Annotated in this window: 16 protein-coding genes and 1 pseudogene; 4 read left to right on the forward strand and 13 right to left on the reverse strand. The window is 40.8% G+C overall.

Going from position 1 to position 22,036, the window contains the following annotated elements; translation table 11 throughout:
• Nucleotides 1-77 precede the first annotated feature (77 nt).
• The 8 genes and pseudogenes from HG263_RS17160 to betI (HG263_RS22455) all read right to left on the reverse strand — a co-directional run.
• Entirely contained in the window at nucleotides 78-776 is a 699-nt protein-coding gene (locus tag HG263_RS17160) for a TorF family putative porin (protein ID WP_171627323.1), read from the reverse strand.
• 13 nt (nucleotides 777-789) lie between these two features.
• Nucleotides 790-2,007, reverse strand: coding sequence for a BCCT family transporter (locus tag HG263_RS17165; RefSeq protein WP_171627324.1), 1,218 nt, complete (start codon nucleotides 2,005-2,007; stop codon nucleotides 790-792).
• Nucleotides 2,008-2,182: 175 nt separating this feature from the next.
• Nucleotides 2,183-3,850, reverse strand: coding sequence for a choline dehydrogenase (gene betA / locus HG263_RS17170; RefSeq protein ID WP_171627325.1), 1,668 nt, complete (start codon nucleotides 3,848-3,850; stop codon nucleotides 2,183-2,185).
• Nucleotides 3,851-3,861: 11 nt separating this feature from the next.
• Nucleotides 3,862-5,352 (reverse strand): betaine-aldehyde dehydrogenase, encoded by a 1,491-nt coding sequence (gene betB / locus HG263_RS17175; RefSeq protein ID WP_171627326.1) that lies wholly within the window; start codon nucleotides 5,350-5,352, stop codon nucleotides 3,862-3,864.
• Entirely contained in the window at nucleotides 5,342-5,932 is a 591-nt protein-coding gene (betI, locus tag HG263_RS17180; protein WP_171627327.1) for a transcriptional regulator BetI, read from the reverse strand. The genes betB and betI (HG263_RS17180) overlap by 11 nt, the downstream gene beginning before the upstream one ends.
• Nucleotides 5,933-6,072: 140 nt before the next feature.
• Nucleotides 6,073-6,297, reverse strand: a complete 225-nt coding sequence (locus HG263_RS17185; RefSeq protein ID WP_171627328.1) for a hypothetical protein — start codon at nucleotides 6,295-6,297, stop codon at nucleotides 6,073-6,075.
• Between the two features lie 264 nt (nucleotides 6,298-6,561).
• Complete coding sequence (locus HG263_RS17190) at nucleotides 6,562-8,670, reverse strand: PKD domain-containing protein (RefSeq protein WP_171627329.1); 2,109 nt, start codon at nucleotides 8,668-8,670, stop codon at nucleotides 6,562-6,564.
• Nucleotides 8,671-9,518: 848 nt separating this feature from the next.
• A pseudogene (betI, locus tag HG263_RS22455) lies at nucleotides 9,519-9,866 on the reverse strand (transcriptional regulator BetI); the annotation flags it as partial.
• 325 nt (nucleotides 9,867-10,191) lie between these two features.
• On the opposite strand from betI (HG263_RS22455), the gene HG263_RS17200 reads away from it, so the two are divergent.
• Together HG263_RS17200 and HG263_RS17205 are read left to right on the forward strand one after the other, a co-directional pair.
• Nucleotides 10,192-10,947, forward strand: coding sequence for a type 1 glutamine amidotransferase domain-containing protein (locus HG263_RS17200; protein ID WP_171627330.1), 756 nt, complete (start codon nucleotides 10,192-10,194; stop codon nucleotides 10,945-10,947).
• 122 nt (nucleotides 10,948-11,069) lie between these two features.
• Nucleotides 11,070-11,255, forward strand: coding sequence for a hypothetical protein (locus HG263_RS17205; protein ID WP_171627331.1), 186 nt, complete (start codon nucleotides 11,070-11,072; stop codon nucleotides 11,253-11,255).
• A 114-nt stretch (nucleotides 11,256-11,369) separates the two neighbouring features.
• Here the strand turns inward: HG263_RS17205 and HG263_RS17210 are convergent, their stop codons facing one another.
• The 4 genes from HG263_RS17210 to HG263_RS17225 all read right to left on the reverse strand — a co-directional run bounded on the left by HG263_RS17210 (nucleotide 11,370) and on the right by HG263_RS17225 (nucleotide 18,412).
• Complete coding sequence (locus HG263_RS17210) at nucleotides 11,370-12,947, reverse strand: tetratricopeptide repeat-containing sulfotransferase family protein (protein WP_171627332.1); 1,578 nt, start codon at nucleotides 12,945-12,947, stop codon at nucleotides 11,370-11,372.
• Nucleotides 12,948-13,019: 72 nt separating this feature from the next.
• Complete coding sequence (locus HG263_RS17215) at nucleotides 13,020-15,434, reverse strand: TonB-dependent receptor (RefSeq protein WP_171627333.1); 2,415 nt, start codon at nucleotides 15,432-15,434, stop codon at nucleotides 13,020-13,022.
• 646 nt (nucleotides 15,435-16,080) lie between these two features.
• Nucleotides 16,081-17,187 carry a hypothetical protein gene (locus HG263_RS17220; RefSeq protein ID WP_171627334.1) on the reverse strand — a complete coding sequence of 369 codons (1,107 nt, stop codon included), beginning with the start codon at nucleotides 17,185-17,187 and terminating at the stop codon, nucleotides 16,081-16,083.
• Nucleotides 17,188-17,818: 631 nt separating this feature from the next.
• Entirely contained in the window at nucleotides 17,819-18,412 is a 594-nt protein-coding gene (locus HG263_RS17225; RefSeq protein WP_171627335.1) for a carboxymuconolactone decarboxylase family protein, read from the reverse strand.
• A 109-nt stretch (nucleotides 18,413-18,521) separates the two neighbouring features.
• Here HG263_RS17225 and HG263_RS17230 point away from each other — a divergent pair, with 109 nt between their 5' ends.
• Nucleotides 18,522-19,100 (forward strand): MarR family winged helix-turn-helix transcriptional regulator, encoded by a 579-nt coding sequence (locus HG263_RS17230; RefSeq protein ID WP_171627336.1) that lies wholly within the window; start codon nucleotides 18,522-18,524, stop codon nucleotides 19,098-19,100.
• A gap of 2 nt (nucleotides 19,101-19,102) precedes the next feature.
• Here HG263_RS17230 and HG263_RS17235 read toward each other — a convergent pair whose 3' ends face one another.
• Nucleotides 19,103-19,588: a nuclear transport factor 2 family protein gene (locus HG263_RS17235; protein ID WP_171627337.1), complete on the reverse strand. Its 486-nt coding sequence runs from the start codon at nucleotides 19,586-19,588 to the stop codon at nucleotides 19,103-19,105.
• Between the two features lie 140 nt (nucleotides 19,589-19,728).
• Here HG263_RS17235 and HG263_RS17240 point away from each other — a divergent pair, with 140 nt between their 5' ends.
• The gene (locus tag HG263_RS17240) at nucleotides 19,729-21,891 is read left to right on the forward strand and encodes a S9 family peptidase (protein ID WP_171627338.1); all 2,163 of its coding nucleotides are present in this window, start codon (nucleotides 19,729-19,731) and stop codon (nucleotides 21,889-21,891) included.
• The last annotated feature ends 145 nt before the right edge of the window (nucleotides 21,892-22,036 follow it).

Below are 22,036 nucleotides of genomic sequence, written 5' to 3' on the forward strand. Positions count from 1 at the left end.
CCAATTCGATTTTTATTATATAAAAAAGGCCAAGCATGTGCTTGGCCTTTGATACAAGTAGTAGGAGACTTGTACTGTTACAAATTAAATGTGCGAGACACACTCAGTACAACACGCTCATCAGCCGTGTCGTAGTCTAGGCTGGTGTTCTCTGCAGCGACTTCGATATCGAAGCCTGAGTAGCTTGTTTGGTAGGCTAGTCGATAGTGTGTATAAGACTTATCGCCTGCATCCCACATATATTTGTTGCCATCGAGAGAGTTTGATACATCAAAGCTTGCGCGTAGTGTATGGCCTGGCGCTACTTCAATGCTGTGCGCGACCATAGCAATAGTGTGGTCTGCGCCGGTACCAAAGTAATCCCAGCTATACCAAAAGTTAAACTCTGTTTGGCCTAGTGAGTTGGCAAAGCCAAACTTTGAATATACCTCAGGGTAGTTTCCATGACTTGAGCTGGTACCGCCATGGTAACTGTAATATGCGATACCGTAATCAATACTCCAGTTGTCATTGAGTGTTGCATACTTACCAACGTAAAAGTCCCACTCAATGTCTGTATTGTCAGCAAAATCGACATTTGATGCCCACGAGCCTGCATACACGCCGTCGTTAAAAGCATAATCAAGACTGCCCTGCAAAGCGGGGTCTTCTTGAGTCTGGCTCACACCATTAAAGCTATAATCAGACGCAGCGGTAATGGTTGTTGATAGGTTAGCCATAGCGTGTGTTGAAGCGAGTGCTAATGCACCAAACAATATTGTTTTCTTCGTTGTCATTATGTTGTATTCCTTAGCTAGCGGTTTCAATTTTGCTGTAATCAATTTTGTTATCTTTTGGTGAGCTATCAATTTGGCTCACGGTTTTAAGCTTGTTGTACCCGATGTAAATAACACATGAGAAAAACAAACCTATCACCAGTGCACCGACCCATTGAATTTGTAAAAACTCGAGTTTAAACAATAATGTTAACAATGATAGTGCAACAATATTAAATATCATGTAGTTACGCATGCCTAAGCGCTTTACAGTTAAATTTAGATTGTCTGTATACAGGCGAATAAGTGAATCAAGCGAGTTGATCACAAACACCACGCCAACAAACACCATGGCGAAGTTTTTAATGCCCTCAGTTGGAATACCCGCTTCGTGATAGTGGTAAAGCACACTAAACCATACAGCGATTGGGATAGAAGGAAACACCAACATAGCAGCGAGTACTTGATAAGTTTTCAGCCCGCCGACGAAGCGCGACGTAAACTGGCCAATCATAATACTCCATGCAAACCACCAAAATAGGTAGAACTCATGGTAATCGTTCAGTGGCAATACAAACTGATTAATATTTACAAAGTAATCGCCAAGTAGCGCAAACTTATTGGCAAAGCTGCTCATGGCGCTGTCGCCAAAAACAAAAGCTGAGGCCCACATGAAAGCGATTAAACCAATAAATAGCCATGTAGTTGAAATACTTAAAAAACGTACGTACTTCAAACTGGTGCTAGAGTATACGGCAAAGCAAATAGCCGCGAGCACAACCAAGTAAAAACTCGGAATAATAGAACTACCATCGCCTACTTCTGGTAAATACCAAGGCAAGTTGGTTAGCAATAAGTAGGCTGTAAAAGCACAGGTACCAATAATGATCACATTATTGATTAATTTCACCCAAGGAATTTCAAAGAACTTCACTTTGGGTTCTATTACGCAGAAATAAAAACAGGTCAGAAAATAAAATCCCCAGATCAAAAAGCCCCAAAAACCAAATTCAATGGCCAAAGGGTTTGCAAATGCATACTCTGGGCTTGCTTTTATGTCTGCGTAACCCGCAAACTCAGTAAGCGGAAACATGATCAGTCCGACATCTAAGCCTGATGTAAATAGTATGGCGATAAACGTAAATGTTTTAACTGGTGTGACGCCAACACACTGTAAATTACCCCATTTAAACAAAATTAAAGCAATTGCTAATAGGGTGAAAATGATACCAGCACTAAGCCATAAGGTCATTGTCACCCTCCCAAAATAAGTAAAAGTAACTCATTATTTCTCCATTGTTTTTTTATTTTATCTCGCATTAATGCTTAGGGAGCAGAGCAAAGCTCTGAGCCCCTGGGATAAACAATTTATCCCGCACGCCACTGCGAGTCCCGCCTAGGTATGGCTACCTGAGCGAGTGGCAAATTTAGATCTCCGAACGACGTTGCACTTGTTGCCACTGCGATTCCATGACTACTGGTGCATTAAGATTGTTAAGTGGTGTTTTACCCAAAATATGGTCTGCGGCTTTCTCTGCAACCATAATTGTTGGGGCGTTTAAATTACCGTTAGGTATGGTTGGAAATATAGATGAATCAACCACACGTAAACTATTGATACCGTGAACTTTGGTTTGTGAGTCAACCACTGCCATGTCATCTTCCCCCATTTTGCATGAGCAAGAAGGATGGTAAGCACTTTCTACCGCTTGACGCACAAAAGCATCAATTTGTTCATCAGTTTGTATGTCTTTACCCGGCTGAATTTCACCGTCGCGATAATCGTCAAAGGCACTTTGCTCTATGATCTCACGGGTTAAGCGCACACAGGCTCTGAAGCCTTCAATATCTTCAGGATGTTGTAGATAGTTAAATTGAATCTTTGGTGCTTCGTCAGGGTCACTAGAGGCAATCGTAACAGCGCCGCGGCTCTTAGGTTTATTGTGACCCACATGGACTTGAAAACCATGGCCGTCAAAGGCACTTTTACCATCGTAACGGATAGCCGCTGGCAAAAAGTGATATTGGATATCAGGCCATTCAACTCCTGGTTTTGAGCGAATAAAAGCACAAGATTCAAAATGGTTTGTGGCACCTAAGCCATCTTTGCTTAAAATCCAGCGGGCACCGATCAAGCCTTTTGATATCAGTCCTAGTTTACCGTTAAGGGTAATAGGTTGCTTGCACTTATATTGGAAATAAAACTCTAAGTGATCTTGTAAGTTTTGCCCAACACCAGGTAAGTGGTGCTGTACTTCAACGCCTGCTTTTTCTAGCGTTTCTTTGTCGCCAATGCCAGATAGTTGTAATAGGTGAGGGGAGCCAATAGGCCCTGCACTTAAGATCACTTCACGCTTTGCCAGTGCTGATTGCACTTTGCCGTTAACCTTAAACTCAACGCCTTGTGCTTGCTTGTTTTGAAGCAATACCTTTTGCGCTTGCGCACCGGTAATAATAGTTAAGTTGCTGCGACGTTTAATGGGGTCAAGGTAGGCTCGACTGGCGGAGCAGCGACGACCATTTTTTATGGTCATATGCATTGGGCCAAAGCCTTCTTGCTGGGCTGCATTGTAGTCGTTCGTTTTAGCGTAACCTGCCTGCTGGCCTGCTTCAATAAAGGCACGATATAGGGGGTTTTCCATTTCATTGCCGTTATTTACACCCAATGGACCCTCAGATCCTCGGTAGGTGTTTTCGCCTAAGTACCAAGATTCAGCTTTTTTAAAGTAAGGCAAGCATGATTGATAATCCCAGCCTTGTGCACCATGTTGTTGCCATTCGTCAAAGTCTTTAGCATGGCCACGTACGTACACCATGCCGTTGATTGAAGATGAACCACCTAACACTTTACCGCGCGGGCAGTGCATTTTTCTATTATCTAGATACGGCTCGGGCTCGGTATGGAATTGCCATGCATATTTGTCGGTATTCATCGGGATCGACAAGGCTGTTGGCATTTGAATAAAAATGCTCTTATCACTGCCACCCGTTTCTAACAACAATACTTTGTGCTGACCGTTTTCGGTTAGTCGATTAGCGAGTACACATCCTGCAGAGCCTGCACCGACTATGATGTAATCATATTTCTGGGTCATGGATACTCCTATTAAAATGGGCTGTCGATTTTATTCATTCCGACGTAAACCGATTTGGTTTGGGTGTATTGATCTAAGGTTTCAATGCCGTTTTCTCGGCCAATACCTGAGTGCTTATAGCCACCCACAGGCATTTCGGCAGGGGAATTACCGTATGCATTTATCCAGCAGATCCCCGCTTGAATTTGATGAATAACGCGGTGTGCACGCTGAATATCTTTAGTAAATACGCCAGCTGCTAGACCAAGGTGTGTGTTGTTAGCTCGCTCTATTACCTCTTGCTCGTCGTCAAACACCAATACACTCATTACAGGACCGAATATTTCTTCTTTGACAATGGTCATCTCATCGGAGCAATCAACAAAAATGGTTGGTGCAACAAAGTAGCCGTTAGGCGCAGAGTCTGGGCTTAGTGCTTTACCACCGGTTAATAATCTAGCACCTTCAGTGATACCTTTATTGATGTAATCCATAACCAGTTGTTGGTGTGGCTTTGAGATCAATGCCCCTAAATTCACTTCTGGGTTCATTGGGTTACCCGCAATGATATTTTGCTCGGTACGGGTTTTAAGCTCACTAATAAATTGCTCATATACGTTGCGGTGCACATAAACACGTGTACAGTTGGTGCAAATTTCTCCTTGAGTGTAGAAATTCCCCAACATAGCGGCACTGATTGCGTCGCTGATATCTGCATCATCAAATACAATAAGAGGTGACTTGCCACCGAGCTCCATGGTGACATCTTTGAGTGTGCTTGCTGCACTGCTCATTACTTTTTTACCTGTGCCAACTTCACCGGTAAACGAAACTTTTTCAATATCTGGATGGCCTGTTAGCCATTGACCCACTTCCGCAGCACCTTGCACAACGTTAAATACGCCCGCTGGTACGCCGGCTTCAATAAAAATCTCCGCCAGTTTTAGCGCGCCAAGCGGTGTTTCTTCAGATGGTTTAAATAGCAACACATTGCCAGCGGCAAGAGCTGGGCCCGATTTCCAACAGGCAATTTGTAGTGGGTAGTTCCAAGCACCAATGCCAGCGCAAATGCCTAGCGGCTCTTTGCGAGTATAATAAAAGTCGTTGCCAACCATTTGTTGTTGGCCAACTTGTGCAGGTGCGAGGCCAGCAAAGTATTCGATAACATCGGCACCGGTTTGTACATCGACACACTGTGCTTCTTGCCAAGGTTTGCCAGTATCAAGCACTTCAATTTGGGCTAATTCATCATTGCGTTCACGCAACAGTGAAACGGCTTTTAATAAAATACGGCTACGTTCAATCGGTGTCATTGCTGACCAAATGGCAAAACCTTGTTTGGCACTTTGGATGGCAGCAGTTTGAATTGCCTCGTCAGCTACTTCTACACGATAGATCACTTCATCAGTGGCGGGGTTTTTTACTGCAAAACTATCACCAGTTTGGTTAGGCATGTATTGGCCGTGAATAAAGTTTTGGTAGACGGGGACGTTTTGCGTCGTGGTTGTCATATTAGGCTCCATACTGGCTTATCAGTGAGCGAACGTAGTCTTTTGCCAGTTCCTCACTATGTTTAAATTGGTCTGTATCCGATTGACTTAATACGGCTCGTAGCCATAAGCCATCAATCATCGCAGCACTGAGCTGCGCGGCACGTTTTGCGTTTTCTACGCTCATCAATTGTCGAAACGAACTAGCAAGGTTGCTGTATAAGCGGTTGCTATTGACGTTTTGTAGTCGGTGTAACTCTGGGTCGTGCATTGACTGTGCCCAAAAGCTCAGCCATGTACGTGTGGTATCTTTTCGTTGTTGTACTAATGCAAAGTTGGCTTCAACGATATACATCAGTCGTTGCTCAGGTGACGTGTTCGGGCCCGCTTTCGCCATCAGTTCAACTTTTAAATTTGATAAAAGATAGCGTACAGTTGCTTCGATTAAGCCTTGTTTACCACCAAAGTAATGGCTGATTATCCCCGAAGATAATCCCGCTTTTTTGCTAATACTATTAATAGTTGTACCTTGTAAGCCAAGCTCAGCAACCGACTCGATGGTTGCTTTTATAAGCTGCTCGCGGCGAACAGGTTCCATTCCGACTTTTGGCATATTTTTATTAATTGAACGTTCAATAAAAATAAAGGTTATAGAGTTAGTAGCGGTATTTCAAGGTTGACATTTTCAGAATAGCCGTTCAAAGCCTAAGTAAGATGTTTTCAAGTTGTTGATATATATTTTTTTATTTTGATTTAGAAAAGTTCGAATATTTTTTGCTCAAGCGTTTGGGGTGGTTGGCTTTTGAGCAACAATTGCTTGAAGAAGGGGCAATAAAAACTGTGTTCTGATTTGGTTGCGCAGAACAAGGCTTCCATCCCACTATATTTAGAACGGCACTTGTAAAATGTAGTTTGGGCAACACCATTTTTGTGATGTGTCTCTGTTGTAGGAATGAAAAACTCAGCTTCTTTGATCATACCCACGTTCTGTGTTTCGGCAAACTAGGTGTGTGGTGTTTTAAGGGAAGAGCAACTTCCGTTTTTCAACCTTTTTGAAGGAGATGCTAATTGTTTTAGCTACATAATGAATTACTTTAAACCTCATATACTCCTCCACTGAGAACATAACACTTTTTAAGGGGTGCATATCGCAGGCTATACTTGCGCGAAGCCTGCGAGGGGCGTCCTAAGGCTTATTACAACTTGAACTTAACACACTCGTTAGGTAGTTTAGTATAGTGTTTAATTGAATGACTCTTCATCTATACGCCAACCTTCCAAATCACCGCTCATTGAAGGCCAAACAATAAATGACTGGTCATCAGTGTGTGAAATGTTCATTGGAGATGCTTTTACACCAAGGTTATCATTTGAGGATTCACCTCTAGTCCCTATAATTGGAATTGATTCTGAAACAGTGCTCAAATCTTTTGAAACTTTTACACCATACACGCCATCTTTTTGAGTATACTGACCAGCAGACCAAAAAAACAAATAGTTATCATCATGGAAAGATAAGTTCAGAAAATTCTTTGCTACTTCTCTCTCCTCGTCCGCCATTAGGATAGGAGAAATTTCAAGCCCTAGTTTTTCGGAACCACCGTTGAGAAGCTTCCCATGAGGAGATACATGTCGAGCATAAATGGTGAAGCTACCTCCATCTATAAAATGATCTTCAAGTAAACCTTCAATCCATCCAATTAAAAAGTTTGTTCCATCGGAGGCTATTTGTACATAGCGAGGATTATTACCATCGTCTTTTCTTATTTCTACGGGTTGTGAAAGTAGAGTGTTACCATTGATATCAACTAGTTGACCATAAACTGGCATAGAAGATGAACGAGTCCCCCTAAAAAAATGAGGACTCCAAACAATCATGAACTTTCCGTCACCGTAGGCAACCTGTGGTGTGTAAGCCATATGTTCACTGTCGACATATGAATAGCCTACATCATCTACAATATTAAAACTGTCAGTGACCTTACCTTCACTGTCAACAAATGCAGCTTTAATCAAATCTACATCTTTCTTTTCATGCCAAACCACTAGGCTTCGATTTGTACCAAATGCTATGGTTGGTTGATATACTGCATTGGTTGTATTTTGTGAAACTATGATTGGTGTGTTATCTAATACAACGCCTTCAGGACTTATTCTTTTTGCCAAAATTCTAACTGTACCATCAACCTTCCCACTATAAGTTAACAAGAAATTGGTACCGTCAAATATTGCACTGTAGCTTCTAAGAAAAGTACTAAACCCACATCCAGATGAACCCGTATTCTCACCACTAGCTGGCACTATTGTAAATTCGTCGGTAGTTGTACGATCCTCAAATATTACTTTTCCAATTAATTGACCAGAGTAAGGAAAATCACTTTCTTCTCTACAAGAAACTATTAAATGATTTATACCATCATTTGCAATTGCTGGCTTTCCTGGATCAGTTAAATCACTGTCCCTACTCAAATTATCAATGAGCACCTGACCAATTTCGATTGATTTTGACATATGACGAACAACTTCTATATTTCTTCCAAAAGTTTTCCGCTCAGCCGTGTAAAACAACAAATAGTTCATTCCATTAAATTCAATGGTAAACTGCATAAACATCAAGTCATATTGTTCTTGCCCCAATAATTCACCGCTAAAAATAATTTCTTGCCCTTCAAATCCACCGGCATTGATAAGCTTTCTTGATATTTCTTGAAAATTACTTATATTCTCCAAGGCAATAATATCCTGATCTGTCTTGTATAATTTGATGCTTGCCTGATATAAATCATCATTGTTTCCAGGTCGTTCATAAAATGTTACTAAGCTTTTATATTTATGTGTGTAATTAATTTTCTGCCAGAGATCTGAATATTTGAGTGATATCTTGTTCTCAAACTCAAGGTGATTGGTAAATATTAACTCTGATGGATTAACTGATATATCTTTAACATTTACTTGAATAGTATCGCTTGAACTTAATCCATTTTGATCCGTAACAACCAATTGAAATTTTAATAATGTTTCTTCTTCTGCGTTTACTTCTGGTGCGGTAAAACTAGCATAAATACTATTTGCATTTTTAATTGTAACTCTGGGGCCATTCCCTACCTGTGACCAAGCGTAATGTTTAATGCTCTTTTCAGAAGTTGATTCAGCTCCGGATAACACAACTGTGTTTAATTCATTTACGCTTTGGTCGTTTCCTGCATTAGAAATTGGTGCTTGATTTGACGGGTGATTGTTTTCTACATTAGAAACTGGTGGCTGATTTGATGAAGGAGCACTTCCACCACCACAGCCTGACAACAAGGTTAAGTAAACTAGAAAAATAAGGAATGTTTTGTAAACGACCATAAATACCTTTTATTAAATTAGTAATTGAATAAATATCTCTATTTATCATGAACTCATTAAGTTAATGTAACTCAATCGAAACTATCTGTATAATGCCTAAAACAGCTGTGCACTTATGCGGTTAACCGCTTTTCTTGTTTGCTTTTTTGCGTGTGCCTACCCCTCTCGCTCTCTTCGCGAGTAAGGCGCAGATTACATGTCGTCCCAATATACTTAATTTCAGGTCGAGAGCGGTACGCAAAATTCCCCCAAAATACACTAGCCGTTATGGTTGTTGCTCCTAAACCACCGGCAGTTAACTTAATAGATTCAAATTCAAACCAGACAATTTAGTCTTCCGCGATACCTATATAAAGCATTACAATACCAGCGAACAAAGTCCCTAAAGCTGCAATGACCATGCAATAGCAAATTGTAGCCCTTTGTTTTAATCTCATCTGAAAGAGCTGAATTTCAGTTATCGCAACATTGTCGGAGTTTGGGTGCTTATTTGATACTTGAGCGCGCAATGATATAACGTTTTTGGTACAAATACCTAGCGGTTCTGAAATTACTGCAACTGCATAACCACGCTCGGTGATTTGCTTAGCTGCTTCAACTTTAAACGCTTGGGTGTACGTTTGTCTTTGCTCATAAACACCTCTAGTTGAAGTTACAATGTAGCCATTGGGTGTCTAGTGAAGTCTGGGAAGTCCAAAGTGTGTGCACAAATAACTGTTACTTCGGTCTAGGGTGTTCGTCTTTTGGGGACGTGTAAGATAAGATGATGTTAGTTTTGATTGAGCTATAACGCTGTGGTCCGGATTTATAAGTCGGATTTATAAGTGACTGTCCTTTAGGCCCCGCTAGTGCATTGACTGTGCCCAAAAGCTCAGCCATGTACGTGTGGTATCTTTTCGTTGTTGTACTAATGCAAAGTTGGCTTCAACGATATACATCAGTCGTTGCTCAGGTGACGTGTTCGGGCCCGCTTTCGCCATCAGTTCAACTTTTAAATTTGATAAAAGATAGCGTACAGTTGCTTCGATTAAGCCTTGTTTACCACCAAAGTAATGGCTGATTATCCCCGAAGATAATCCCGCTTTTTTGCTAATACTATTAATAGTTGTACCCTGTAAGCCAAGCTCAGCAACCGACTCGATGGTTGCTTTTATAAGCTGCTCGCGGCGAACAGGTTCCATTCCGACTTTTGGCATATTTTTATTAATTGAACGTTCAATAAAAATAAAGGTTATAGAGTTAGTAGCGGTATTTCAAGGTTGACATTTTTGATATGGCTAATAAATAGAACAGAGGGGGGTTCTTAACCAGCTGATTTTAAATGATATATTTAACTTTTGAAATGTGTAGAATGTTTTTTGTTCAAGCCGCAAGGTTGGTCGTGTTTTCACCATAAATAGTACAAATAGTTAACAGTATGCCGTTGCTAGACAATATGCTTTTCTCTTCATTTAAACCTTTTCGTATCGTATTGCGACTAACGTTGTTTAGCATTTTAAATAAGACATTAAAGGGAACTACATGCGGTTATTTATTTTTATTATTCTGTTGAGTGCAGCTTTTGTGCAATGTGACGCAAATGCACAAGCACACAAGAAGGTACTGATTATTGTTTCAAATATGCTTGATATGGGTGACGCCGAAAAACATGACGCAAGAAACAATTTATGGGAGGTAGCACCGCCGTATCATGTGTTTGTCAGTCATGGCTATGAAGTAGATTTTGCTTCACCACAAGGAGGTAAAGTTGAGTTTATGATGGACCCACTTGGGATCAGCAGTTACACCATTAAATATGAGGGTTTTTTGGATAAAGCAAATAACTCTTTAAAGCCTGAGCAAGTAAACCCAAGTAACTATTGGGCGGTGTTTATTGGAGGAGGTTATGGTCCTTTATTTGATGTAGCCAGGTCACCTGAACTACAAAACATCATTGCTAAGGTTTATCAAGCAGGAGGTGTGGTTGGTGGTAGTGGTCATGGCCCAGGCGCATTTGCCAATGCAAAGCTCGAAAATGGTCAATATATTGTTACAGGTAAGCGTGTGGCTGGTTTTCCAAATGCAACCGAACGGGAAAAAAGCTGGGCAAAACAAGGTACGCTGTTACCTTTTTTAGTAGAAGAGCAGCTCAATAAGCGTGGCGCAAAAGCACTCAATAAAGCAATGCTCAAAGATAAGCATGAAGTTGTTATTGATGAGCGTATTGTATCAACTATGTTTTTGCCATCAGCAGCAAATGTAGCTAAAGAAATGATATTACTTAAACATAGTTTGTAAGTACTATTTATATTTTTTATATATTTAAGTAAAAATAGAGTTTTAAAACTAAATATTGTTTGCTAGTTTATTTATTGCTCAGTAGAGCATTTTAAAAATTACATTAATAAGGAAATAAAAATATGAAACTAAAGCTAAATAAAAAGAACATCAAACAGTTGAATAAGCTAAGTGAACTGGTTTTAGAAAAAGGGCAAACCCCTAACGTTGCGGGTGGATATCGTACAGAAGTTTGTAATGACTTTACAAACACATGTAATTCAAAAGACTTTGGCTCATGCAGAGCGTGTGGAACTATTCTTTGCTAATTAATGCGTACATAGAAAGCTGAGCAGTCGCTCAGCTTTGATATTCAGATAGTAAGTCTATTTGAATTAATTAACCAATCTATACTTTTTCAAAGTGCTATTTTTGGTGCCAGTTTATTCAGACATTGGAATATCTTGACTCATTAGGTAATTTATAACTTCCTCAATATGTGATTCAAAGTTTCGCCATCGACCAATTGACTTGCTATTTAGAGGCTCTCTCACTTGTACTTTGCTTGCAGTAGAAACTGGGGCAGTATTTAAGTGAAAATCTATACAATTTTGCTGCCATGGTAAATCACAAAATGTCAGTAAATCACGAATGTGATGTTCTGGGTTGCTAACGAGTGACTCATATTGCAGTAGTTTAAAGTGGTTGCCATGCAGTTTTTGCCAATGCTGCATCAGATGATAAAAGCGCGCATAAAATTTGGCTGTGTCCATAAGATCGAGAGAGTAGCGATAGTATGGATTATTAATCGTAAATAGCTGTCGATAATTACCGATACAAGTATCGAGGGGGTTGCGCAGCAAGCAGACGATTTTGGCGTTTGGCAGTGCTTTACGAATTAAATCAACATAAAAAAAGTTAAACGGTAGTTTATCGATAAAGTGGAGTTTAGCGCCTGTCACTACTCGAGTTGCATCTAAGTACTGTTTTCCAAGCTGCTCAAAATCTAGCTCATAGGCTTTGTTGATGGTGAGCTCATCAAGTACATGTGGTGAGTCGGTTTGTGCCAGCCGTTTTGTGGTAATACCGAAATCTTGTAACTCTCCCGCTGACATCACTTCACTATGGCTTGATAAAATCCGCTCAACCAGCGTCGTCCCAGAACGAGGCATACCGAGTACAAATATGGGTTCGTTACTTGCAAAACCTTGCACATTGTTATCACTATATTGAGTGCTTAGTGATGTCAATGAACTAAATAGTTGCTCAGATGCTCGATTATCAAAACGTGCTTGTTGTAGCTTGCTTGCTTTTGCATTTTTTAATGCATTAAAGGCTTTATCGTATTGTTTGAGATCTTGATATTCTTTGGCCAAAGCATGACCAAGATGCAACTTTGCATCGGGTGATTGAACGTCAGCAAATGCTTTACTTAGACGTGCCACATGATTGTCGCATTCGGTTACTTTGGTTAAATCTGATAGCGCAAAGTGCGCTTGATGGTGATTGGGTTGCAGCTTAATGGCGCTTTCAAATGCGGTTTTGGCATTATCAAACTGACCCAAAAACTTACAACATACACCATAATTATAAAAAAACTGAGGGTTTGAACTGTTTAGCTCTAGGGCTTTTAAATAGTATTCAAGCGCGAGTTCATGAAGTCCGATATGGCTCAGAGCCACGCCTATTGTATCTGCATGTAGTGCAGATTTAATACTCGAGGCTGTTACTTGTAACGCCGCAGACTTCGCCTTATCTAGTTGGCCGTCTAGCGCATAACACTTAGCAAGATGCGCATAATATTCATTTGTTTGTGAAAACTCTAAAGCTTTTACTATCAGCTTGATGGCTTTTTTAATTTGCCCGACTTGCACATTCACCATCGCTAATAAAAAGTAACCATCTGCATGGCGAGGATCGATTTGTACTAAGCTCACAAGGTACTGGTGGGCTTGTTGTAACTGGCCCTGATTTAGCGCTTTGATGGCTTGTTGATGCAAGTGTGTAACATTGAGCGTCATAGGTTGATTATTCTTGTATAAAATAAAAAGGCTCAAACAACGTTTGAGCCTAACAGGTTAACCGCTAGTGGGTTACAGTTCAAATTGATAATCGAACTTAATACCCACGGTTAAAGGACGGTTTAAGTAGTGTCCGTAGTTACGTTGAATTTCGGCGCCATTAGCAGAGGTAATGTCAGCGTTGCTGCGTCTTACAGATGTGAACGCGTACTTATTAAATAAGTTGTTCACATAAAGAGTGGTAGACCACTGATCACCCGTCAACTTAGCGGATATATTGCTTAGTGCATAACCCGGCAAGGTTTCACCGTTATCATGTAAGCCCACTTTAGATATAAAGTCACTTTGTGCCGTTAAGCCATAGTTTACATCTAAAAGCTTGTCTTCTAACACTTCGGTTTGATAGTTAATACCTAAAGAGAATTGATGCTCAGGTGAACCTGGTAATCTATCTCCTTTGACGCCGCCGTCACTGCCATCGGTGTTAAATAAGTATGGCGCATCTTCGGTTAATTCTACTTTGGTATAGGCATAAGTTGCATAAGCGGTGAATGAGTCGGTTAACATCGCTCGAGTAGCAATTTCTACCCCTTTTGCATTGGCTGAGCCTGCATTTGAGGTATAGGGCAGCTGACCAACTTCTGTCGCACCACCGACTTGTGCATCTTTCCAATCAACGTTAAACAGCGCAGCATTAAAGTGGAATCTATTTTTCAACCAAGTGCTTTTTAAGCCTAGCTCGTAGTTAATTGTCGTATCATCTTTGTAAAGCATCTCATTGGGTTTACCGCAGCCTGCTTGGTTTGCGGGGAGCGGATCAGGGCACGGTGCCAAGCCATTTGAACCACCAATCCTAAAGCCTTCACTTACGGTCGCATAAGTCATGACGGTATCTGAAAATTGATAGCTTGCGTTAAACTTGAACAAGTTGCCATCATCTTCGGCGTAACTGTTTTCAAAGTCCAAGTTAACGTCGTTAGGCCCTGCATCGCCGAAAACCGTGTTTAATAGCGGAAAGTCAACCGCAGAGTCTGCATCAACTTTGTATTCGTAAAAACGTGCACCGAGGGTAATGGTTAATTTGTCGTTTACCTGATAACCAACTTCACCAAAAATGGCTTGCTCAGTAACTTTGCTGCGATCGACAGAGTAATACTCAAGGCTATCTGGGCGTACTTGTGCGCCGCCAAAATTTGCGACTGCAAATTGACTAAAACCTGGTGTGTATTCTTTACTAAAGCCATCACCTTTAGATTTGTTATAAAAGCCACCAATGATCCAGTTCCAATCGGAGTCGCCTTGCGATACTAAGCGGATCTCTTGGGTAAAGGTCTCTTCTTCTTCCACTTCTCGAGTGAAAGATGAGAATGATGGAAACTCTTCATAGCCATAATCAAGGCGAATAAGTAAGTCAGTTTGGTCGCGTTGACCATCGGCTTCAAACTCGGAAAAACCAGTAGCAGATACAAGCTCCGCAAAGCCAAGATCAGCCTTAATTTCTAAACTGAGTAAAGAATCTTCTTTGTCTCTTGGTTCCTCATAGCGGTAAGCAGACTCATATTTGCCAATTTTTGCATTCAGGCCATTATTTGGGTTAAGTGCGCCGCGATGCACGATTGAACGGCCTTCACTCTCCTGTTTTTGATAGAAGTAGTTGATGGTGCTATCAAGCCAGTCGTTAGGGGCCCAACGTAGTGAAATACGCCCTGTGGTGGTGGTTTCGCCGTTGTTGTCTTTTGCTTGGCGCAGGTTCTGAACGACGTCACTTTGGTTACTCCAATCGGGATCTGGCTTAGAAACGCCCGCGTCTTTAACCACGTAGTTGTAATCGATAAAACCTGGGTCTTTAAACACATTGACACTGGCGCGAAGAGCTAGTTGGTCATCAATAAGTGGCGTATTGAAAATAAACCCTGATTCACCACCTACCGAATCACTTTCACTGTTTTGAAATAGATCTCCATACACCTTACCTGTGGTGATATCGAGTTCAGGTGCTTTGAGCATATAACGTATTGCTCCGCCGAGCGTGCCAGCACCATACAAAGTACCTTGTGGACCAATTAGTACTTCTACACGTTCAACATCGGTTAAACGCATATCAATACTTACTGGAATTTCGCCGATGTAAGTTGCCACAGTGCCACCATCAGAACTTGGGCCAGATGAATTTGTATTCAATCCACGAACGATGATAGGTGAGCCTGAACGACCACCTTGGTCGGTTACTGTCAGACCAGGCACCCAGCGAGCAACATCGGCTAATTCACCAATGTTTTGGTCACTCATTACGTCGCTATCAAGGGCTGTAATATTCAATGGTGCTTCTTGAACAGAACCTGCACGCCTTGTTGCGGTTATCTGAATTACTTCAAGTGACTTGTCTTTTTTAGCTTGAGCGTCATCGGCTTGCGCTAAATTAGGAATTAGCAGAGCACTGGTAAGTGCACTAGACACAGCTAATGAAAGTAAGCTTGGTTTGAACATGATTTTTGCATCCCCATTGGTGTATTGTTGCTTTTATGCTCACAAAGAAAAGCACAAATTATGGCAGGGGACAAGCCTGCCATAAAGCAACTTTTGAATTAATATTCAGCTGGATTGAAATTTTACGCATTTTAATCATGCTTTGATTAAAAATATAGTGAAATGGTGAATTTTTATATTTTTTAATATTTTTAACGTGTTCAGTGAATAAATGTTTCACAAGATTAATTAATATTCAGCAATTTTGCATAATGTTTAATTGTTACCGTATTTTTACGATTTGGGTGAGGTGGTGGTTAGTGCGAAAACTGAACAGCTCCAATAATACGTGACACTGCGATAATGGAATATAATCCAAATATCGAGGTTATAAATGGCAAAAAGAACAAACAGAAGTTAGCCAGCGGAAGAAGAGTCCTGATTTACTTGTGTGGAACAGGCGTTGTAACTTTGATGGCAAAGGCGACAGCAGCAATAAACAACGGTTTATCGAGTTTGCTGATTTTGGACTTGATGGCTGTACACCGATACTGACGGAAATTTGTATAGTTTAAAATGGACACCGTGGGGCGTAATCTGAGCAATAACTAGCGCATATACTGTGAAAGACGGCAAATTTCTGCTGCCTTTCACTGCAATTCATTCGTTAAAAGGTTTTTGAAAGGACGAGTCGTTTGATTTTGTCGTTACCAAAAATAGCGTCATCGACTTCTTCATATTGATAACTTATAGAGATTACCTTACCGATTTCTGCCGTGATGGTAATGCCTCTACTGTTAAAACTGTCAGAGTACTTTTCACCGTCAAGTAGCGTTAGATTATTAGCGACATTTTTCAACTTGTCGTTACTATATTTGTGATGAGTATAGTTAAAGGCAATATTCAGTGAGCCTGGCTGAGCCTCGTTGTTTGGACCATCCACGCTGAATACTTCGAGGTATGAGTTATATTGTGCAATAAGTGATGCTCTGTAACCTGTGACCCATTCTGAGTCTTCATTACCTTTAACATCTTTTGCAACAAAACTAAAAATACCTCCAGCCGATATTGTACTTTGCTTTTTATCTAAACCGCCAGGGCCACTTTTGAATGCAGCAATAACCGGTATGCTTATTTGTAGCCCTGCGTCTTTGTCAATCAAAGTATCCGACGCCTCATTTTTTGGGGTATTAGACTTGGGCTCTGCATAGGAAAAATAGAAAGGTAAGCGGATGTTTTCACCCCACAAATACCACAATCCTTTGTATAGACCTACACTAAAGCTTTTGCTGTCCCCCACTGGTGCCAAGGCCGTTTGGTAAAAGGCATTATTTTTGTCTGCTTCAATGTCCCACGACACCCATTGAAAAGCTTTAAAAGCGTTTTCTTGTGCTTGAGGGCAATCAGTTCGCTCTTCGGGTTTTGCAGGATCAAGGATGAATTGTTCGTTATCTATACATTGTTTGAATGCGCTAAGTAGTCCGTCATCATTGAGGCCAAATTGCTTTTGCAGCGCAGAGAGTAAACTCGCACAATTTAGCGAATTTTTGGGCCTATTTTCACATTGGGTAATTATCTTTGTGAAATCGTCCCCATTGATGTTAATACTATTAAAAGCAGAACGGAATTGAGCATTAGTTAGTGGGTTTTGGGGCTGTGCAGCACCAGCCCCTCTTGCCATTGCTTCATTGGTAAAGTTGTTAGACGTAAATGGATTGTTGGCCAATGCAGCAGGTGAGGCCAGTAATGAGAGTACTAGAGCGCGTTTAAGCATATTATTATTCCTTGCTTTGCTTATCTTAATGTTGGATAAATAGTTGTATTGTTAATATTTTGTTTGTTTGCGGGTTTTTTTATTAACATTTAGGTGTCTGAATGTCAAATGACCAGGTGCCATCATCTTGCTGCGCTGTGTTTACCAACGCAGAGATCACTGTAGGTGGTTTTAAAGCGCTGCATAACAAGGTACTGAAGCATTGTTGTAAATTACTAGTATCCTAGAAATCCTTTCTTATACGAGAAATCACTACTTTTTAAAATTTAAAGAAAATACCTACATTTAGGGCCTATTGATCTTTGCTGTATGATTATTGTTTCCCAAAGGGCAGTGCTTGATTGTCATTTCTACAGTGTTGCTTCACATGGAGGAGGGGGGAGGTGACGTTGTAGGAGCACAAAGTCTTTATCGCCAAACTCACATAGAATAAATATGTAACCTGGCTCTGACTTGGATAAATACAAATCAAACGGCTGCAAAACAAACTTGAAAGGTAGACAGCTCCTAGGGTTTAAATAACCAAATTCACCTATTTGTTAGTCGTGTACAAAGAACTTTCGGTACGTACGCTAACCAAAAGTTCCATTTACTGTGACCTACTACCAATTATAATTTCGCTTAAAAGTTTTTATAACTGGTGCTTACCCACTTGCCATTGATTGTGGGCTAAATAGGTTTCGCCTGCATCTACTGCGCCAGGCTCCAGCGTTGTGCCCATGGAGTCATTCCAGCGATTCAAATAACCAAATAATGATATAACACCTAAAATCTCTACAATTTCACCATCATCCCAGTGTGCTTTTAGTTGTTGTTCAATATTGGCATCTACGGCATTTGGTACGCTTGATGCAGCTAATGCAAACTCAAATGCTGCTTTTTCAGCGTCAGTGAATAGCTCGCTGTCACGGAATTGCCAAATATTTTTCAGGCGAATATCTTCTCCACCGTAGCGTTTTGCCGCCAAAATGGTGTGTGCTTCACAATATCTGCAGCCTGTATTGGCACTGGTGATATAACCAATCAGGCGCTTTAATTCGCTGGTCACTTTGCCATGGTTTTCCATCACTGCTTTATTTAAGTTAATGAAAGCCTTGGCAATATGAGGGCGGATCTGCATGGTTAAAACGCTATTAGGGCAAAAGCCTAAGGTTTCGTTAAAAAACTTTGCTAGCTCTGCCACTTCAGAGTTTGCGTCTTGTGCAAGAGGGGTAACTAAAGCCATAATGTATTCCTAATTGGTTTGAAATGTTGCATTTGCAACATAATTTAAGCGGTTTTTTAGCGCTTGTCTACAAAAAATGCATGCCGCTTTTTATTTATTGGATGAGATTATGAGCAATAAAGCGCGTCAATCAGCTTTTGAGTTGTCAAAAAATATAGAGCAACCATATGATTTATATAATCATGTTCCTTATAGGATAGCGGTGGCTAGTAACCTGTTGGCGATGGATCGGGATGCTTATATAAAAAATTTAACCGGGCTTGAGACCAGAGAAATTCGAGTGCTATTAAATGTCGGTTCTTATGGACCTATCAATGCCGCAGATATTGCCTATCAATCACGTCTAGACCCATATTCGGTTAATCGAGCTATTAATACATTGATGAAACTGGAGCTGATCTGTGCTGATAATGACCATACAAGGCAGCGCAGCAAGTTTGTTAAAATCAGTGAAAAAGGCCTGCCACTTTATGAAAAAGTAGTGGCCCATATGCGCGAAAGAGAAAAAAACGTACTTAACGATATCAGCGAGGACGAAAAGCAATTGCTACTGTCGCTGCTTGAAAAGGTAGAACTCAGGGCTGAAGCGGCTTTGGCGCAAAGTGCCCAACAGCTCGAAGCTCAGGGACACACCATAACAAGGGATCAAAAAGAGCTTATCCGCTGGCATAAGCGCTCGGCAAAGTAGTGTTAATCTATCGTGTCCATTCTGTCTATGATCACTTCTCGATTTTTTATCAGGCAGCGATCATTCTCGAGTACTAACCTATCCACGTAGCGACCGTTAAATACTTTAGTGGGTGTCGATGTATTGTTTTTGTCACTCATATAAAGAATAAAGTGGGCAGTACTGGAAAGTTGTCCTTGAGCGTTTGGCGTTATGGCGGTGCTGGTGATCATATGAATGGTCTTTTTGTTCGCCATCGCGTGTTTTGCTCTGGCGGCTATTTGTTCATTTGAACTGAGTGCCACACTTAGTTTTGGGATATTAAAAGTGGCATCTTTGGTAAATAAGGCTTGGTAGTTTTCTATTGGTCCTTGATCACGAAATTGCACGTAGTCAATGATGGTTTTTTCACATAACGCAATTGAAGTTTCTGAGGAAGGACTAGTTGATTGACAACCCCCTAGTACGAGCATTAGCGGGATGGTTAGAGTCGCTAATTGGATCTTCATATTTAACACCTGTTAACTTTTATTTACCAAGATTACTGTTCCTAAAGTAAGAATTCAATTATATTTATGCCGAATAATCATATTATTGTGGACGATGCAGCCGGCATTTCTACAAAATATAGTAAACAAGGATATTTAGGATGAAACAATCAGTTCTTTGGCAGCTCGCGTTGTCGTCGGTTATATTGGCAACTGGATGCCAATCAACATCTACAATTAGCCAAACAAGTTCTGTTAGTAGCCAATCAGTTACAGCGCCTATTGCAGCAAAGATACCGCATAAAACTGAGATTCATGGCTATGAATTGGTGGATAATTACCATTGGTTGCGTGATGATACGCGCTCTAGTGAACAAGTGATTTCGCACTTGGAGAAAGAAAATAGCTACACAGATTCAGTGCTAGCGCAAAGTGAAGCTTTGCAATCGCAACTATTCTCGGAAATAAAAGCCAAAATTGTTAAGGATAATCGCTCTGTTCCCGTACAAAAAGGGCGTTATTTTTATTTTAACGAAACAGTTGGCGAGCAGGAATATGCCACTATTTACCGTAGTCTAACTGTTGATGGCGCTAATCCGGAGTTATTACTAGACATCAACGAGCTTGCAAAACCTCATGAGTTTTATGATTTAGGTGGTATTGAAGTTAGTCCTAATGCAAACTTGTTGGCTTATACTGAAGATACTCTGAGCCGCCGTATTTATACGGTTAGAGTTAAAAATCTCACCACGGGCGAGACACTCAAAGATGCGCTTAAAGGTGTGCAAGGTGGTGTAGTTTGGGCAAATGATAACCAGACACTTTATTACATCAAAAAAGACCCAGTATCGTTACTAGGTACGCAGGTGTTTCGTCACACGCTAGGCACTGCGCAAGAGCAAGACGAACTAGTATATGAAGAAGCAGATAATACGTATTATACCTACCTAAGTCGTAGCAAAGATGGTGAGCAAATTTTTATCCATCACTATAGCACTGAATCAAAAGGCGTATCGGCGCTGTCTGCGGATGATGTCAAAGCTAAGCCTCGTCGCCTATTAGCCAGAGAAAAAGGGTTAGAATACAGCGTTTCTAAGCATAAGGATTGGTATTACATTTTAACTAATCTAAACGCAGTGAACTTTAAGCTAATGAAAGCGAAAATAGATGCTGTATCTGACAAAGCAAACTGGCAGACCGTTATTGAGCATCAGCCAAACGTTAGGCTTGAAGATTTTACTTTGTTTGATGAGCATCTAGTTTATCAAAGTCGAGCGCAAGGTCAGTCAAAAATTACTATTCGTGAATTAGCAAAGAATAAAGAACGCCAAATTGAGTTTAATGATCCAGCCTACCGAGTGTCGATGACCGGTAATAATACGCTGAGCAGCGACCGAGTTCGAGTTCAGTATGCAAGTATGACAACGCCTAAAACCACCTTTGAAGTAGACTTAAATGATTACTCTAAAGTGACGTTAAAACAAGACAAAGTGCTCGGTGACTTTAACGCTGCAGACTACCAATCTGAGCGTATTTTTGTTACCGCTCGCGACGGTATAAAAGTGCCGGTTTCAATCGTATATAAAAAATCATTATTCAAAAAAGATGGTACTAATCCTCTGCTGCAATATGGTTATGGTTCGTATGGTTATACGGTTGACCCAGGTTTCTCTATCAGTCGTTTGAGCCTGCTAGATAGAGGGTTTGTTTATGCGATTGCGCACATTCGCGGCTCGCAAATGCTGGGTCGCCCTTGGTATGAAGATGGTAAAAAGTTACATAAAAAGAATACTTTTAACGATTTTGTTGATGTGACTAAAGCCTTAATCTCCCAAGGATATGGTGATAAAAAGCGCATTTACGCCCAAGGTGGCAGCGCCGGTGGATTGCTAATGGGGGCGGTTGTTAACCAAGCGCCTGAGTTATATCACGGTGTACATGCTGCAGTACCGTTTGTTGATGTTATCAATACCATGCTGGATGAATCACTTCCTCTTACAACAAACGAGTATGACGAGTGGGGAAATCCAAACGACAAGACATACTTTGACTATATGCGTTCGTACTCACCGTATGATCAGGTATCAAAACAAGCCTATCCAAATATGCTGGTAACAACAGGCTTGCATGATTCCCAAGTTCAGTATTTTGAACCTGCGAAGTGGGTTGCAAAACTAAGAGAGATGAAAACAGACGACAATAAGCTGTTACTTAAAGTAGATATGGAAGCTGGGCATGGCGGCGCATCAGGTAGATTTAAGAGTATCAAAGATACCGCACTAAATTATGCGTTCTTTATCGAATTGGCTAATGGTCGACTATAAAGTTAACCAGTCAATTTAGAAAAGCCCAGCGAACAAGCTGGGCTTTTTAATACGGTTATTTTTTCTTGGGCTTTCGCTTTTTCAACACACGAGATGCCAGCGCACTAACAATATAAACAAGCACCAGAGAATTACCGAGGATCAG

This window comes from Pseudoalteromonas caenipelagi, from assembly GCF_013140855.1.
In the GTDB taxonomy this organism is placed as follows: Bacteria; Pseudomonadota; Gammaproteobacteria; order Enterobacterales; family Alteromonadaceae; genus Pseudoalteromonas; species Pseudoalteromonas caenipelagi.

Excerpts from the sequence above, each read along its gene's own strand:
- HG263_RS17235 (WP_171627337.1), bottom strand. The coding sequence starts at position 19,588 with ATGAAGATCCAATTAGCGACTCTAACCATCCCGCTAATGCTCGTACTA.
- HG263_RS17205 (WP_171627331.1), top strand. The coding sequence starts at position 11,070 with ATGAAACTAAAGCTAAATAAAAAGAACATCAAACAGTTGAATAAGCTA.
- HG263_RS17210 (WP_171627332.1), bottom strand. The coding sequence starts at position 12,947 with ATGACGCTCAATGTTACACACTTGCATCAACAAGCCATCAAAGCGCTA.
- HG263_RS17215 (WP_171627333.1), bottom strand. The coding sequence starts at position 15,434 with ATGTTCAAACCAAGCTTACTTTCATTAGCTGTGTCTAGTGCACTTACC.
- HG263_RS17230 (WP_171627336.1), top strand. The coding sequence starts at position 18,522 with ATGAGCAATAAAGCGCGTCAATCAGCTTTTGAGTTGTCAAAAAATATA.
- HG263_RS17225 (WP_171627335.1), bottom strand. The coding sequence starts at position 18,412 with ATGGCTTTAGTTACCCCTCTTGCACAAGACGCAAACTCTGAAGTGGCA.
- HG263_RS17185 (WP_171627328.1), bottom strand. The coding sequence starts at position 6,297 with ATGATCAAAGAAGCTGAGTTTTTCATTCCTACAACAGAGACACATCAC.
- HG263_RS17160 (WP_171627323.1), bottom strand. The coding sequence starts at position 776 with ATGACAACGAAGAAAACAATATTGTTTGGTGCATTAGCACTCGCTTCA.
- betA (WP_171627325.1), bottom strand. The coding sequence starts at position 3,850 with ATGACCCAGAAATATGATTACATCATAGTCGGTGCAGGCTCTGCAGGA.
- betB (WP_171627326.1), bottom strand. The coding sequence starts at position 5,352 with ATGGAGCCTAATATGACAACCACGACGCAAAACGTCCCCGTCTACCAA.
- HG263_RS17190 (WP_171627329.1), bottom strand. The coding sequence starts at position 8,670 with ATGGTCGTTTACAAAACATTCCTTATTTTTCTAGTTTACTTAACCTTG.
- HG263_RS17240 (WP_171627338.1), top strand. The coding sequence starts at position 19,729 with ATGAAACAATCAGTTCTTTGGCAGCTCGCGTTGTCGTCGGTTATATTG.
- HG263_RS17200 (WP_171627330.1), top strand. The coding sequence starts at position 10,192 with ATGCGGTTATTTATTTTTATTATTCTGTTGAGTGCAGCTTTTGTGCAA.
- betI (WP_171627327.1), bottom strand. The coding sequence starts at position 5,932 with ATGCCAAAAGTCGGAATGGAACCTGTTCGCCGCGAGCAGCTTATAAAA.
- HG263_RS17220 (WP_171627334.1), bottom strand. The coding sequence starts at position 17,187 with ATGCTTAAACGCGCTCTAGTACTCTCATTACTGGCCTCACCTGCTGCA.
- HG263_RS17165 (WP_171627324.1), bottom strand. The coding sequence starts at position 2,007 with ATGACCTTATGGCTTAGTGCTGGTATCATTTTCACCCTATTAGCAATT.